13 protein-coding genes are annotated in these 15025 nt (G+C 61.7%); 4 read left to right on the plus strand and 9 right to left on the minus strand.

Going from position 1 to position 15025, the window contains the following annotated elements:
• Positions 1-125 precede the first annotated feature (125 nt).
• From ACQKIK_RS00500 to ACQKIK_RS00520, 5 genes are all read right to left on the minus strand, one after another.
• Positions 126-1907 (minus strand): ABC transporter ATP-binding protein, encoded by a 1782-nt coding sequence (locus ACQKIK_RS00500; protein ID WP_499134314.1) that lies wholly within the window; start codon positions 1905-1907, stop codon positions 126-128.
• Complete coding sequence (locus ACQKIK_RS00505; RefSeq protein WP_499134316.1) at positions 1900-2532, minus strand: DsbA family protein; 633 nt, start codon at positions 2530-2532, stop codon at positions 1900-1902. The genes ACQKIK_RS00500 and ACQKIK_RS00505 overlap by 8 nt, the downstream gene beginning before the upstream one ends.
• Positions 2533-2590: 58 nt before the next feature.
• Positions 2591-3526 carry an oxygen-dependent tRNA uridine(34) hydroxylase TrhO gene (trhO, locus tag ACQKIK_RS00510; protein WP_499134317.1) on the minus strand — a complete coding sequence of 312 codons (936 nt, stop codon included), beginning with the start codon at positions 3524-3526 and terminating at the stop codon, positions 2591-2593.
• 135 nt (positions 3527-3661) lie between these two features.
• Positions 3662-3961 (minus strand): BolA family protein, encoded by a 300-nt coding sequence (locus ACQKIK_RS00515; RefSeq protein ID WP_499134320.1) that lies wholly within the window; start codon positions 3959-3961, stop codon positions 3662-3664.
• A 13-nt stretch (positions 3962-3974) separates the two neighbouring features.
• Positions 3975-4484 carry a DUF2059 domain-containing protein gene (locus ACQKIK_RS00520; RefSeq protein WP_046163836.1) on the minus strand — a complete coding sequence of 170 codons (510 nt, stop codon included), beginning with the start codon at positions 4482-4484 and terminating at the stop codon, positions 3975-3977.
• A gap of 148 nt (positions 4485-4632) precedes the next feature.
• Between ACQKIK_RS00520 and ACQKIK_RS00525 the strand changes: the two genes are divergently transcribed.
• Positions 4633-6024 carry a class II fumarate hydratase gene (locus ACQKIK_RS00525; RefSeq protein WP_499134322.1) on the plus strand — a complete coding sequence of 464 codons (1392 nt, stop codon included), beginning with the start codon at positions 4633-4635 and terminating at the stop codon, positions 6022-6024.
• 258 nt (positions 6025-6282) lie between these two features.
• On the opposite strand, the gene ACQKIK_RS00530 is transcribed toward ACQKIK_RS00525, so the two are convergent.
• The gene (locus ACQKIK_RS00530) at positions 6283-7467 is read right to left on the minus strand and encodes a thiolase family protein (RefSeq protein ID WP_045428227.1); all 1185 of its coding nucleotides are present in this window, start codon (positions 7465-7467) and stop codon (positions 6283-6285) included.
• Positions 7468-7604: 137 nt separating this feature from the next.
• Positions 7605-9086 carry a polyphosphate:AMP phosphotransferase gene (pap, locus tag ACQKIK_RS00535; protein ID WP_046163757.1) on the minus strand — a complete coding sequence of 494 codons (1482 nt, stop codon included), beginning with the start codon at positions 9084-9086 and terminating at the stop codon, positions 7605-7607.
• A gap of 183 nt (positions 9087-9269) precedes the next feature.
• Here pap and mnmC point away from each other — a divergent pair, with 183 nt between their 5' ends.
• A complete protein-coding gene (mnmC, locus tag ACQKIK_RS00540) occupies positions 9270-11243 on the plus strand; it encodes a bifunctional tRNA (5-methylaminomethyl-2-thiouridine)(34)-methyltransferase MnmC2/FAD-dependent 5-carboxymethylaminomethyl-2-thiouridine(34) oxidoreductase MnmC1 (RefSeq protein WP_499134325.1) in 1974 nt (657 codons plus the stop codon).
• A gap of 52 nt (positions 11244-11295) precedes the next feature.
• On the opposite strand, the gene ACQKIK_RS00545 is transcribed toward mnmC, so the two are convergent.
• Positions 11296-11535 carry a DUF1127 domain-containing protein gene (locus ACQKIK_RS00545; protein ID WP_046163759.1) on the minus strand — a complete coding sequence of 80 codons (240 nt, stop codon included), beginning with the start codon at positions 11533-11535 and terminating at the stop codon, positions 11296-11298.
• A gap of 95 nt (positions 11536-11630) precedes the next feature.
• Here ACQKIK_RS00545 and ACQKIK_RS00550 point away from each other — a divergent pair, with 95 nt between their 5' ends.
• Complete coding sequence (locus ACQKIK_RS00550; RefSeq protein ID WP_045428240.1) at positions 11631-12485, plus strand: LysR substrate-binding domain-containing protein; 855 nt, start codon at positions 11631-11633, stop codon at positions 12483-12485.
• Between the two features lie 28 nt (positions 12486-12513).
• Here the strand turns inward: ACQKIK_RS00550 and ACQKIK_RS00555 are convergent, their stop codons facing one another.
• On the minus strand, positions 12514-12987 hold the full coding sequence (locus ACQKIK_RS00555; RefSeq protein ID WP_499135151.1) for a MarR family winged helix-turn-helix transcriptional regulator: 474 nt from the start codon (positions 12985-12987) through the stop codon (positions 12514-12516).
• Positions 12988-13208: 221 nt separating this feature from the next.
• Here ACQKIK_RS00555 and ACQKIK_RS00560 point away from each other — a divergent pair, with 221 nt between their 5' ends.
• Positions 13209-14981 (plus strand): N-acetylglutaminylglutamine amidotransferase, encoded by a 1773-nt coding sequence (locus ACQKIK_RS00560; RefSeq protein ID WP_064482111.1) that lies wholly within the window; start codon positions 13209-13211, stop codon positions 14979-14981.
• The last annotated feature ends 44 nt before the right edge of the window (positions 14982-15025 follow it).

Consider the following 15025-nt stretch of genomic DNA (forward strand, 5'->3'; position numbering starts at 1 on the left):
GTCGGCAGGTCGCGACTAAAGTTGAATGCGAAAGCGGCGCAATTTAATCAGGAATTGACGTCAATTTGCCAGCACGCTCTGAGCCGATTGGATCTGCGCGCTCAGGGTTGTGACCGATGCCTAGCTCAATGTTGCTGAAGATGCCCGTAAAGCTTGGCGTAGAGCCCGCCGTCAGCAATCAGCTGCTGGTGATCGCCCTGCTCCGCAATGCGCCCTCCATCAAAAACGAGCACCCGATCGGCCTGTTTCACCGCCGACAAACGGTGAGCGATGATCAGCGTCGTGCGCCCTTGCAGGAAACGGTTGAGTCCCTGATGCAAGGCATACTCGGTGGCGGCATCCAGAGCCGACGTAGCTTCATCAAGGATGACCACTTTGGGCTCAGCCAGCACCATGCGCGCCACCGCCAGTCGTTGTCGTTGTCCCCCTGAGAGGCGAACACCGGAACGACCAACGATGCTGTCCAGTCCGGCTGGCAGCTGCCGGATCGTATCGGCCAGCTGAGCTATTTCCAGCGCACGCCAGCATGCCTGATCGTCCCGCTCGCGCCCCATCAGCAGATTGGCGCGCACCGTGTCGTTGAACAGGGCCGGATGCTGCAGTACTACGGCGACGTTGTCGCGAACCGTTGGCAGCCCGATATCCTGCACCTCGACCCCGGCATAACGAATATGTCCGGCCTGCGGCTGATAGAGCCCCAGCAGCAACTGCACCAGGGTGCTCTTGCCGCCGCCGCTGGCACCGACGATGGCCACCTTCTCACCCGCCGCGATGGTCAAATCCAGCCCTTCCAGGACCGGCTCATCCTGATAGGAGAAACGCAGCCCCTGGACTTGAATGTCGACGGTATCGCGGCCAACGAACGGATCCTGACCACCGGGATATTGCGGCTCGTCGGCACGCGCCAGCAGCTGGTTGATGCGGCTTAGCGCACCGCCCGCCGCGTAGAAGGCGTACTGCAGATTGAGCAGCTGCTCCACCGGGCCGATCATGAACCACAGGTAGCTGAACACCGCGAGCATCTGTCCGATAGACAGGTCCGAAAACAGCACCGTGATCATGGCCGCGGCACGGAAGATGTCGATACCGAACTGGAACAACAGGCCACTGGCGCGGTTGGAGGCGTCTGTCTTCCACTGCGAGGCCACCGCGAAATCACGCACTTCCCGCGCCCGCAGGCCGAGGCGTCCGAGAAAGAAACCCTGGCGGTTACCGGCGCGCACTTCCTGGATCGCATCTAGCGTTTCGGTGAGCGCCTGGGTAAATAACGACGTGCTGTCGTTCTCCAGCTTCTTCAGGTGTTTGACGCGCTTGCCCAGCTGCACCGTGGCGTAGATCACCAGAGGATTGAACAACAGGATCAACAGCGCCAGCTGCCAATGCATCCACAGCAGGATCGCCGCCGTACCGGCAATGGACAACACGGCGACCAACAGCCGGCTGAGGGTCTCGCCGATGAATTTATCGATAGTCTCGAGATCGGTGACCAGATGTGCCGCAACGGTCCCTCCACCCAGGCTTTCGTATTCGCTCAGCGCAATACGCTTGAGCCGCTCGATCAGCCGTACACGGATGCGATAGACCAGATCCTTCGATAATCGGGCAAACAGACGCGCCTGCAGAACGTTGAAAATCAGAGCCGATGCGCGCAGCAACAGCGTTATGCAAAGCATCAGGCCGATATAGCCGACGGCGGTCTGCCACTCCACCGGAAGAAAGTTGTTCATGACCTCCACCGCGGCGTCGCCCTGCTTCAACAGCACCTCGTCGACCAGCAACGGCAACAACAAGGGAATCGGCACGCTGCACAGCGTGGCTAGCACCGCGACCAGATTGGCCAGCACCAGGGCTTTGCGATGGTGAAGGGCGAGGCGGCGGATTTCGGCCCAGCTGAGCTGATCAGGCATTGATATTGTGATCCAGCCAGCGCGCCAGCAGCGGTGATAGCGCTTCGAGCGGTTGGAATCCGTTCGTCACCAATGCCAGCTGGCCATCGTGTTCAGCCAGCAAGGTAGGAAACCCCGCGATACCAAGATTGCGCGACCACTCGAAGTCCGCAACGGTGGCATCACGTGCGGCTTGGGAATCGAAGCGGTCGGCGAACTCGATACGCGGAATTCCAGCGGTCTCGGCCAGCTCGACAAGTTCCGGCGGCAGCGTGACGTTGCGCCCCTCAACGTAGAAGGCCCGCTGGATCAGCCCAGCGAGTCGCCACGCGGCTTGGCTGTCGAGATCACGTGCCGCAACCAGCGCACGGCAAGCCGGCTCGGTATCGTAGACCAGCCCGTCGGGCAAGCCCGCCTCGAAGTTGAAAGGCTGGCCGCTCGCCTCATGTACTGCGTGCCAGTAGGAGGCAGTGCGGTCACGAGCGGCCTGATCCATCGCGGTACGTTCCTGACGCAGTCCACCAGCCACTAGATCCGAACCCACCCCACGCGCGTGGGCCTGTTCGATCAGCGCCTGCACGACCGGCGCGAAGCCCCAGCACCATGAGCACATCGGGTCCATCACATAGATCAGTCGGCTGCTCATCGGCGCTCCGGTTCTATCAGGGTAAAGCGCGTGTAGCGCGCTTCATGGCTGTACTCGGTTACACACCCGCCTTGCGATAGTTGTAGCCAATGGGGTGTGGCTGGTTGCGCTCGAGCGCCAGTTCGATCTGCTTCTGCCGCTCACGCGCACTATGACGCGTCTTCTCGCTGAGGTTATCCCAGCAGTGGGGGCAGCTGATGCCTGGAGCGTAGTGCTCCGATTGGCGGTCCTCCAGCGAGATCGCTGTACGACAGGCGTGGCATTGGTCGAAGTCGCCCTCGGTGAGGTCATGACGGACGGTCACCCGGTTGTCGAACACGAAGCAGTCGCCGCGCCAACGGGTTTCTTCCTGCGGTACTTCTTCGAGGTATTTGAGGATGCCGCCCTTGAGGTGATAGACCTCTTCGAAGCCCTCACCGAGCATGTAGCTGGACGCTTTCTCACAGCGGATACCGCCGGTGCAGAACATCGCGACCTTCTTATGCTTGGCCGGATCGTAGTGAGCCTTGATGTACTCGGGAAACTCGCGAAACGACTTGGTTTTCGGGTCGATTGCGCCTTCGAACGTACCGATGGACACTTCGTAGCCGTTGCGGGTATCGATCAGCAGCACTTCCGGATCTTCGATGAGCGCGTTCCAGTCCTTCGGATCGACATAGGTGCCGACGCGCTGGTTGGGATCAACGCCCTCCACACCGAGGGTGACGATTTCCTTCTTCAGCTTGACCTTGGTGCGGTAGAACGGCTGCTCGTCGCAGTAGGATTCCTTGTGATCGATATCGGCCAGGCGCGCATCGCTGCCAAACCAGGCGAGCAAGGCATCGATCCCTCCGCGGGTGCCGGACACGGTGCCGTTGATACCTTCTTCAGCCAGCAACAGCGTGCCTTTGATGCCATTGGCCTCAAGGGTTTCGAGCAGTGGTTCACGCAACGCGACGTAGTCCGGCAGGGAGACGAACTTGTACAGCGCCGCGACGACGATCTTCTGGGTCATGCGGGATAATTCCTCCAGTGGTCACCCACGCAAAGGGCGGACCGGGAATGCGAAAACGACAGCGCCGGCGTGAGCCGGCGCGGCGCGCATTCTAGCAATAATTGCAGGACAGGCTTCAAGCCGCCCGGCATCTGACTACTTATGTCCCCCAGCACAGACCGGGGACGCCGGTGCGACGCCCTGCTCGGCCCACTCTTGCGGGGTATAGGTGTGCAGGGCGAGTGCGTGAATCTGCTGCATGAGATCGCCCATTGCAGCGTAGGCGCGCTGGTGGCGCTTGACCGCATTCAGGCCGGCGAACTGCTCGCTAACGATCACCGCCTTGTAATGGGTTTCCTGGCCGCGGCTGTGCATGTGGCTTTCGTCCAGCACTTGCAGATGCTGAGGTTGCAGTGCGCTTTGCAGCGTCTGTTCGATGGATTCGAGTTTGGACATCCGGGCGGCTCCGTCAGGGCTTTTTCTGAGTATCGAGTTCGGCAGTCATCTCTGCCAGCAGCTTGTTGACCTGGGGCACGGCGCTTTGCAGCTTGGCCTGGGTAACCTGCGCCGAACGCGCATTCAGCTCCGGCAGTTTGGTCAGCATCTTCTTGCCAAGCGCCGACTCGTAGAAGTCGTTCAACTGGCTGAGCTCCTGCTCGGTGAAGGTTTCGGTGTAGAGCGTGATCAGGTCCGGCTTGACCTGCTCCCAGCCGATGGCCTTGTCCAGCGCAGCATCGGCCTTCGATTGGTAGCGTTCGAGCAGTGCACGCTTGCTCGCGGGCGCTTGGGTCTGCTCGAAGCGCTCGGCGAACATCTGCTGCACCTGGGCATACACCGGCACAGCGAGTCGATCAGCGTTGACCAGCTCCAGGAAACGCTCGGCCTGGGCCTGGTGACCCGCACTGTCAGCGTTGGCCTGGCCACTGAGCAGCGCCATCGACAGAACGCTACAAAGGCCGAATGTACGAAGAATGTGCATGAGATGATCCTTGGCGATCGTTAAGTGAGCCTCAATGGACACATTCTGCGCGCGGAGTTCCCGGCGCTCAAGGAACAGCTGCAGGCCAGATTGAACCTGTGCCCACAGCCAGCAACCTAACAGGGATACCTCATCGATGGAGCACGGCATGACACGCACCGAAACCGACAGCCTGGGTCCAGTGGAAGTCCCGGAACAGGCTTACTGGGGCGCCCAGACACAGCGCTCGCTGATCAATTTCGCCATAGGCGACCAGCGCATGCCTCTTGCCGTCTGCCATGCGCTGGCGCTGATCAAGAAAGCCGCGGCGCGGGTCAACGACCGCATAGGCGATCTACCGCCGGACATCGCGCGTCTGATCGAACAGGCCGCCGACGAAATACTCCACGGCCAGCACGACGATCAGTTTCCTCTGGTGGTCTGGCAGACGGGTAGCGGCACCCAGAGCAACATGAACGTCAACGAGGTCATTGCCGGGCGCGCCAATGAACTGGCTGGCGGAGCACGTGGCGGCAAGAGCCCGGTGCACCCCAACGACCACGTCAACCGCGCACAGAGCTCCAACGATTGCTTCCCCACCGCCATGCACATCGCCGTTGCGCGAGCAATCCAAGACGATCTGTTGCCCGCCATCGCCGAGCTGTCTGGCGGCATCGCCGAACAGGCGGCACGCTATGGTCAGCTGGTCAAAACCGGGCGCACCCACATGATGGATGCAACCCCAGTGACCTTTGGCCAGGAGTTGTCGGCCTTCGTGGCCCAGCTGGATATCGCCGAACAGGCGATTCGACATTCCCTGCCCGCCGTTTACGAACTGGCCCAGGGCGGCACCGCAGTGGGCACCGGTCTCAACGCCCCGCATGGCTTCGCCGAAGCGATTGCTGCTGAACTGGCGGCACTCTCCGGTCTTCCGTTCGTGTCTGCGCCGAACAAGTTTGCCGCCCTTTCCGGCCATGAGCCGCTGGTCGCACTCTCCGGCGCCCTGAAAACACTGGCCACGGCGCTGATGAAAATCGCCAACGACCTGCGCCTGCTCGGCTCGGGCCCGCGGGGTGGTTTCGCCGAAGTGCGTTTGCCAGCCAATGAGCCGGGCAGCTCGATCATGCCAGGCAAGGTCAACCCGACGCAGTGCGAGGCATTGTCCATGCTTGCCTGCCAGGTGATGGGGAACGACGTGACGGTCGGCTTCGCCGCCAGCCAGGGCCATCTACAGCTCAATGTGTTCAAGCCGGTGATCGTGCACAACATGCTCGAGTCGATCCGACTGCTGGCCGATGGTTGCCGCAACTTCAACACACATTGCATCGTCGGCCTCGAGCCGGACGCGGCACGCATGGCCGAGCATCTGGAGCGGGGGCTGATGCTGGTGACAGCACTGAACCCGCACATCGGTTACGACAAGGCGGCCGAGATCGCCAAGAAGGCCTATGCCGAAGGCACTACCTTGCGCGAAGCGGCACTGGCGCTCGGCTATTTGACCGATGAGGAGTTCGATCAGTGGGTGCGACCGGAAACCATGCTGGAATCCAGCCGCAACTGAGCTGAGGTAGCAACCTAGCCGCGGGGTGGTGGGCTGAAGCCCACCCTACTGGCCTCAGTGGCCAGACTGTGGCACCTGCTGGCAGACGTCTGAACTTCAATAGCCGTTACATCGGTAACCTGGAGCCAGACGCAGCACGGATCGCCAAGCATCTGGTGCGAGCTGAAGCCCAGCCAACGAGCGACCAAATAGTGATCAGGCATGAAAAACCCGCGCCATCTGGCGCGGGTTTCTTTTAGGCGTCCCTGCGACGACTGATCAGCGCACCGCTTCGAACAGCCCAGACGCACCCATGCCGCCACCAACGCACATGGTCACAACCCCGTAACGCAGATTCCGGCGTTGCAGCTCGCGAACCAGATGGCCCGCGGTACGCGAGCCGGTCATGCCGAATGGGTGGCCGATGGAAATCGAGCCGCCATTGACGTTGAACTTCTCATTGTCGATTTCCAGCGTATCGCGGCAGTACAGGCACTGCGAGGCGAAGGCCTCGTTGAGCTCCCACAGGTCGATGTCGCTGACCTGCAGACCGCGCGCCTTGAGCAGGCGTGGCACCGAGAACACCGGGCCAATGCCCATCTCCTCAGGCTCGCAACCGGCCACGGTAAAGCCGCGGAAGAAGGCACGCGGCTTGAGGCCGAGCTCAAGCGCCTTGTCCAGGCTCATGACCAAGGTCATCGAGGCGCCATCGGAGAGCTGCGAGGCATTGCCCGCGGTCACCGAACCATCATCGGCGAACACAGGTTTGAGACCCGACAGGCTTTCCAGTGTGGTGTCCGGGCGGTTGCAGTCGTCACGATCGACCACACCTTCATGCTCGGTGCGCTCACCGGTGTTCTTGTCTTCGGTGAAGTAGCGAACGTTCATCGGAACGATCTCATCGTCAAACAGGCCTTCCGCCTGAGCTCGTGCAGTGCGCTGCTGGCTCTGCAGGGAGTAGATGTCCTGCTGTTCACGGGTGACGTTGTAGCGGCGCGCAACCAGCTCGGCGGTCTGGCCCATGCTGTGATACAGCCCAGGAACGCGCTCCTGCAGGACTGGATTGAAGAGGTTATCGCTGTTGCGGCTCTTGGCCGTCATGGTGATCGACTCAACGCCACCGGCAACGATGATGTCGCTGCAGCCGGACGCGATCTGATTGGCCGCGATGGCAATGGACTGCAAGCCGGACGAGCAGAAGCGATTGAGTGTCATGCCCGCGCACTGGATACCCAGGTTCGAAAGCACTGCCACGTTACGACCGATGTTGTAGCCCTGTGCGCCCTCGTTGGAGCCGGCACCGACGATGCAGTCCTCGACCAGCTTGGGGTCCAGCCCGTTACGCGACAGCAGCGCGTTGACGCAATGAGCCGCCATGTCGTCAGGGCGGGTCATGTTGAACTTGCCGCGGAAGGACTTGGCCAAGCCGGTCCGTACGCTGTCGACGATCACTACTTCACGCATGGCATACCTCGAATGGTTGGGCGGCCGCTGCGGCGGCCGGCCTGTTGACGATGGACCGAGCATAGTTCCGGCCCTTCACCAAAGGCGACGAACATTCAGCAGGGATATGGTTGGCCATTGTCCGCCGTCCCTTGAACTCAGCTGATCGCTTCTTCCAGCGCGTCGTTGAGCGTGCGCAATACCTTGACCCGGGCAAAGCGCTTGTCGTTGGCCTCAACCAACGTCCAGGGCGCAATTTCGGTGCTGGTGCGATCGACCATGTCCGCCACGGCATTGCTGTAGTCGTCCCATTTTTCGCGATTGCGCCAGTCTTCCTCGGTGATCTTGAAGCGTTTGTGCGGCGTATCTTCCCGCTCCTTGAAGCGCTCCAGCTGCGTTTGTTTGTCGATGGAGAGCCAGAACTTGACCACCACCACGCCTGCGTCGACCAGCTGTTCCTCGAACTCGTTTATCTCGGTATAGGCCCGCAGCCACTCGTCTGGCGAGCAGAAGCCCTCGACACGCTCGACCAGCACGCGGCCGTACCAGGATCGATCGAAAATGATGAACTGCCCGCGCGCCGGGACGTTGCGCCAGAAGCGCCACAACCATGGCTGCGCCAGTTCGTCTTCGCTGGGCGCGGCGATTTGTATGGTGCGATACAGCCGCGGATCCAGCGCGCCCGTGACCCGGCGAATGGCGCTGCCCTTGCCCGCCGCGTCGTGGCCCTCGAACAGGGCCAGTACCCCACGCTTGCGCAACCGCGGATCACGCAGCAGCTGGCTCAGCCTTGCCTGTTCATGCCCCAGCTGTTCCTTGTAATGGTCCTTACTGAGCGATTGCTGCATGTCGAGACTGCCTAGCAGGCTCGCCTGATCGAGCTTCAGCTCGATCGTCGCCGTGTGCGGCTGCGAGAGCGGTTGGTCCGCCGCGTCCAGCGCAGCATTGAGCCCCTCGAGCAGCAACCGGCCGGCGGTCAGGCTGCGGTATCGTTCGTCGCTGCCCTCGATGACGTACCAGGGTGCAAAGTCCCGGCTGCTGCGGCGCAGGATCAATTCACCGTGCTTGACGAACCGGTCGTAGGTTTTCGACTGCTGCCAATCCAGAGGGCTGATGCGCCAGCTGTGCAGCGGATCATCCTTTAGCGACTCAAGGCGCTGCAGCATGCGGTCCTTGGACAGGTGAAACCAGAATTTGAAGATCAGCGTGCCCTCTGCGCAGAGCATGCGTTCGAACCGCTGGGCACGGTCGATGGCCAGCTCCAGCTCGGCTTTCTTGATGCGCCCATGAACCCGGTCCTCCAGCAACTTGCTGTACCAGTTACCGAAAAAGATGCCGGTCTGCCCTTTCGGGGGCAGGCGACGCCAGTAACGCCAGGCGGGCGGATGCGAGAGTTCTTCGTCGGTCGGCACATCGAAGCTGTCGACCCGGATTAGCCGCGGGTCCATCCACTCGCTGAGCAACTTGATCGTTTCGCCTTTTCCGGCACCCTCGATGCCATTAATCAGGATGAGCACTGGAAACCGCGCCTGCTCTTTGAGGCGGTACTGCGCTTGCAGCAACGCTTCACGCAGAACGGGCACTTCTTTGTTGTAGGTGTCCTTGTCGATGGTGTGGCCGATTTCTGCGGACTCGAACATCGTGTACTCCAAGAATGGATGCTGTGATGAACCCTAGCAGGCCAAGGTAGCTGCAGTACTGATGCAGCTCCGCCTGTTAGCGCTTGGTGCGCTGGCCTGCGCGCTTACCGATGCGACAAAGCGCGCCCGCAGCAGGTTTCACGCTGCTGCTAGAATCGCGATTTTTCTCCGCAGGAAACGCCGATGTCCGCCGCGATCCCACCCGGTTTTGAACATGCCGAGCTCGACTGGGACGAGAACGGTCAACCGCAATCGCGGCGCTATGGTGACGTATATTTTTCTCGTGGCTCAGGCATGGCCGAAACCACCCACGTATTTCTGCAACCCAACCGATTGGCCGAACGTTTCGCCGCTCTTCAGGCAGGGGAACGCCTGGTGATTGGCGAAACGGGCTTTGGTACTGGCCTCAGTTTCCTTTGCGCCTGGGCGCTGTTCGAGCGCACTGCGCCTGCCAATAGCGCCCTGCACTTCGTCAGTGTTGAAAAGCATCCACTCACGCGCGACGACCTGGGTCGCGCGCTGACGTTGTGGCCCGAGCTACAGCTGCAGGCGCGCCAGTTGCTGGACCAGTATGTGGCGATCAATCCGGGATTCCAGCAGTTCCGTTTCGGCCAGGTGACGCTGACGCTATTGGTAGGCGATGCACTCGACCGGCTGAAAGAACTGGATGCCCAGGTAGACGCCTGGTTCCTAGATGGTTTCGCACCGCCGAAAAACCCGGACATGTGGCAGCCCGAGCTATTTGAGCAGGTGGCGCGGCTGTCCGCCCCGGGTGCCACGCTGGCGACCTTCAGCAGCGCCGGCAGTGTGCGACGAGCCCTCAAGGAGGCGGGCTTTGAGATCAAGCGGATACCGGGCTTCGGCCAGAAGTGGGAAAACCTCCAGGGCCACCTTGCCGCATCGCCAAAAACCTTGGAGAGCCCGTGGTTCGCGCGCCCGTCGCATCAACCAACGCAGCGCAAGGCACTGATCATCGGCGCAGGCCTGGCGGGTTGCGCCAGCGCCGCCAGCCTGGCGGCGCGCGGCTGGCAGGTGACACTGCTGGAGCGGCATGACGACGTCGCCCGAGAGGGTTCTGGCAATCCCCAGGGTGTGCTCTATCTGAAGCTGTCAGCGCACGGCACCGCGCTTTCGCAGCTTGTCGCCAACGGCTTTGGCTACACCCGTCGGTTGTTGCAGAACCTGCAGCAAGGCCAGGACTGGGATGCCTGTGGCGTGCTGCAGCTTGCCTTCGACCACAAGGAAAGCGCCCGCCAAGCAGCACTGTCCGATGCCTTTCCGCCCAGTCTGCTGCGCGCGGTGCAGCGCGAGGAAGCCGAGCAACTAGCGGGCGTGGTGCTGGACCATGGCGGGCTGTTCTATCCGGACGCGGGTTGGGCGCACCCGCCAGCGCTGTGTCGCTGGCTGATCGCGCACCCCGCCATCGAGCTGCTTCGCCACCGGCACCCGGTCGAGCTGCGTCGCGCCGGCGAGCAGTGGCAGGCACTGATCGGCGATGAGCTGCTGGCCGAGGCGCCGGTAGTGATTCTGGCTGGCGCCGCCGACGTTGCGCAATTCAGCCAAAGTGCCTGGCTGCCGCTCAAGCGAATCCGCGGACAGATCACCGCCCTGCCGGTGACCGAACAAAGCAGCGCGTTGCGCACCGTGCTTTGTGCGAAGGGCTACGTCGCCCCGCCCCGTGAGGGTCAGCACACGTTGGGGGCGAGCTTCAATTTCGCCGAAACCGACCCAGCTCCGAGCGCAGCGGAACATCACTCCAACCTGGAGATGCTCGCGGAGATTTCCGCTGATCTGCATCAGCGCCTCGAGGCCGACACCGTCGATATCGACCAGCTGCATGGACGCGTCGCGTTCCGCTGCACCAGCCCTGACTATCTACCCATCATCGGCGCGCTGGCCGATCCAGCACGCTTCGCCGACGCCTATGCCGTGCTGGCGAAGGATGCTCGGCAAGTGCCTGATACGCCGTGTCCCTGGCTTGATGGGCTGTACGTCAATACCGCACACGGCTCGCGCGGCCTGATCACCGCGCCACTGTCGGGCGAGCTGCTCGCCGCGTGGCTGAATGACGAACCGCTGCCCGTACCGCGCGCCATCGCCGAAGCCTGCCACCCCAATCGATTCCTGCTGCGCAAGCTCATTCGACGGATTGACTGAGCGTCTCATCGAGCGCCTGCCTATTCGAGCCTCGTGACCAAGCTGCCAAAGGTTAGCCTCGGCGAAACGGCTCATCCCAAAATGGCCGGGTGATTTCGGTTTCGATATCGGCCCGGCTCAAACCGATGTCCTTGAGCATCTCATCACTCAGCGAGGCCAGTTGCTGGCGCTGGCGATACAGCGCGTGCCAGCGGCCGAACTGCTGCCAGGCCGCACGCAGCGACCGTCCGAGCGAGAAATGGGGCGTTGCGCTCCGGGCGCAAGATTGAACGAACTCAGCATGGCTTTTCATCGGGTACACCTCCGAGTGGATGGCGCCAGTGTCCCGCCGGGCTTATGATCAATCCAACGAATGTTTATGATGATGTCCATCTCGGAGATTGATGAATGGCCAACTACCCGAGTATCGATGCCGAGCTGCTGCGCAGCTTTGTGGCAATTGCCGACCACGGCGGCTTCACCCGTGCTGCGGAAGCCGTCAATCGCACGCAGTCGGCAATCAGCATGCAGATGAAGCGGCTGGAAGAGGACGTACTGCAACGTTCGGTATTCGAGCGCGACGGGCGCCAGGTCAAGCTCACCGCAGAGGGCCAGATCCTGCTTGGTTATGCGCGAAGAATTCTGAAGCTGCACGGCGAGGTGCTGACCACCTTGCGTGAGCCGCACATGGTCGGCTCGGTGCGCATCGGCACTCCAGACGATTATGTGATGCGCTTCCTACCGGGCATCCTGTCGCGCTTCGCCCAGGCCTATCCGCTGGTGCAGGTGGAGGTGCATTGCGAACCGTCTTACCAGTTGCTGCAGCGACGCGACCTGGATCTGTCCATCGTCACCCGCGAGCCGGGTACCGAGATCGGGCAGTTACTGCGCCGCGAACGCTTCGTCTGGGCTGAAGCCCCTGGCTTCAACACCCATGAACAACGGCCCATGCCACTGGCCATGTTCAATACCGATTGCTTCTGTCGCGCCTGGGCCTGCAACGCACTCGACAGCCTGGACGTTCCCTACCGGGTTGCCTATACCAGCCCGAGTCTTTCAGCGCTGATGGCCGTGGTTAACGCCGGACTCGCGGTGACCGCGCAGCTGCAGAGCCTGGTCACGGCGGACATGCGCTTGCTGGGCGAAGCGGAGGGCATGCCGGAGCTACCCTTGAGCAGCATTGTCCTGCTGCGCAACGAACGTAGTCAGTCGCAAGTCAGCGAAACACTGGCCGAGCATATCGTCGAAGGCTTTCGCCTATAGCAGACGGCAGGCTCAGCCGGGCTGCTGACTATTCCCTAGATCCGCATATCGAGGCGGCGCGAAGCAGCGCCGCTGTGATTCCGTGCTGCTCCCATTCCGGCAACGCCGCGAAACGTGCGACGAACTCCGGCGGCAGCAAAGACGGGGCCTGCTGCTGCAGTGCGCGACCCTCGTCAGTCAACAGCAACCATTGGCGGCGGCGGTCCTGATCATCGCGCTGGCGCGACAGCAGTCCACGTTCGGCGAGCCGGTCGAGCTTCCCGGACAGGGTTGCAGGCGTGAGGCTGACGCGCTTGCTCAGCGCGCTCGCGGTGAGCTGTCGTTCGCTCGCAAGCACCTGCAGAATCATCAGCTGCACCGGGCTCAGTCCACCGTAACGTGCCAGCCGCTTGGCATGCATTTCGGCGTCCTGCTGCAACCGGCGCAGAGCCTGAAACAGCGACAGTTCAAGCCTGCTCTCCGGCTTTTCGACAGTTTCAGCTCGAATATTTTCTTCGTTCATAAACAACATAATCAGCTGGGTCACGGTTTGACATGAAAGCACTTCCTTTGTTTCCCTGTAAAACCTGACTGACGCAGCAGGGCGCGATTCAGCCTGTGCGGGACGCACCTGAATGATCACCGCAGCCGGCGAGCCAGAGCGCTATACGCTGGTCTGAAAACCTGAACTTCGCGATCCGAGCATCAGTCACACTCCCCAACGGCAACACCGGTAAGGATCTTATGTGCGGCATAGCTGGCGAACTTCGCTTCGATAATCAACCGGCCGATCTGGCCGCGGTTGAACGCATCACTCAATCCCTGACTGCTCGCGGCCCAGACGCCTGTGGCTTCAACAGCCAAGGCCCCCTGGCGCTCGGTCACCGACGCTTGAAAATCATGGACCTGTGCGAGGCCTCGGGTCAGCCAATGGTCGATTCGGCACTCGGTTTGTCGATGGTTTTCAACGGCGCCATCTACAACTATCCGGAATTGCGCGCCGAGCTCGAGGCACTGGGTTATCGCTTCTTCTCCGAGGGTGACACTGAAGTATTGCTCAAGGGCTTTCATGCCTGGGGCGAAGCCTTATTGCCGCGCCTCAACGGCATGTTCGCCTTCGCCATCTGGCAGCGCGACGTACAGGAACTGTTCATCGCCCGTGATCGCCTCGGCATCAAGCCGCTCTATCTGTCACGCACTGGCGAGCGCCTGCGCTTTGCCTCGACGCTCCCGGCGTTGCTCAAGGGCGGTGACATTGCCGGTGTGCTGAACCCGGTGGCACTCAACCACTACATGAGCTTCCATGCCGTGGTGCCGGCACCGGACACTCTGATTGCAGGCATCGAGAAGCTGCCTCCCGGCACCTTCATGCGTATTGATGCCAACGGCAAGACCAGCCAACACCGCTGGTGGACGCTGGAGTTCGGGGCATCAGAAGAGGAACAAGGCTACAGCTTCGAAGACTGGCAGGAGCGCACCCTGACAACCTTGCGCGAGTCCGTCGCCTTGCGTCATCGCGCGGCGGTCGACGTGGGCGTCCTGCTGTCCGGTGGCGTCGATTCCAGCTTGCTGGTCGGCCTGCTTCGCGAAGCCGGCGCTGCGGATAACTTGCAAACCTTCTCCATCGGCTTTCAGGATGCCGGTGGCGAGCGTGGCGACGAATTCAAGTATTCGGATCTGATTGCACAGCATTACGGGACGCGCCATCACCAGCTGCGGATTCAAGAGAAGGAAATCCTCGAACAGCTGCCTGCTGCCTTCCGCGCGATGAGCGAACCGATGGTCAGTCACGACTGCATCGCCTTCTACCTGCTCTCACGGGAAGTGTCCAAGCACTGCAAGGTGGTTCAGAGCGGTCAAGGTGCCGATGAGCTGTTCGCTGGCTATCACTGGTATCCGCAGGTGGACGGTGCCGAGGACCCTGTAGAGGCTTATCTCAACGCCTTCCGCGACCGCAGCTTCGAGGAGTACGCCGACACCGTGCAGCAGCAGTGGGTCAAGGGCGACTTCTCCGGTGATTTCGTTCGTCAGCACTTCGCGCAGCCGGGCGCCGATGCGGCGGTCGACAAGGCCCTGCGAATCGACAGTACGGTGATGCTGGTCGACGACCCGGTCAAGCGCGTCGACAACATGACCATGGCCTGGGGCCTCGAGGCACGGGTGCCGTTTCTCGATCACAACGTGGCCGAGCTTTCCGCACGAATACCTGCGAAGTACAAGCTGCCCGATGGCGGCAAATATGTGCTCAAGGAAGCCGCGCGCAAGGTCATCCCGGCCGCGGTCATTGACCGCCCCAAGGGCTATTTCCCGGTGCCGGGCCTCAAGCACCTGCAGGGTGACACGCTGAACTGGGTGCGCGAGCTGCTGACGGACCCGAGCCAGGATCGGGGGCTGTACAACCCGGCAATGCTGGACAAGCTGTTCAACGACCCCGAGGGCCAACTGACGCCCCTACGCGGCTCGAAATTGTGGCAGCTGGCAGCGGTCAATCTATGGTTGAGCGAACAAGGCCTTTAAGAACCCGATCATGACGGCACGGCGCCAGGCCGGTTGATACGACA

Source organism: Pseudomonas sp. NPDC047961 (assembly GCF_050272435.1).
In the GTDB taxonomy this organism is placed as follows: Bacteria; Pseudomonadota; Gammaproteobacteria; order Pseudomonadales; family Pseudomonadaceae; genus Stutzerimonas.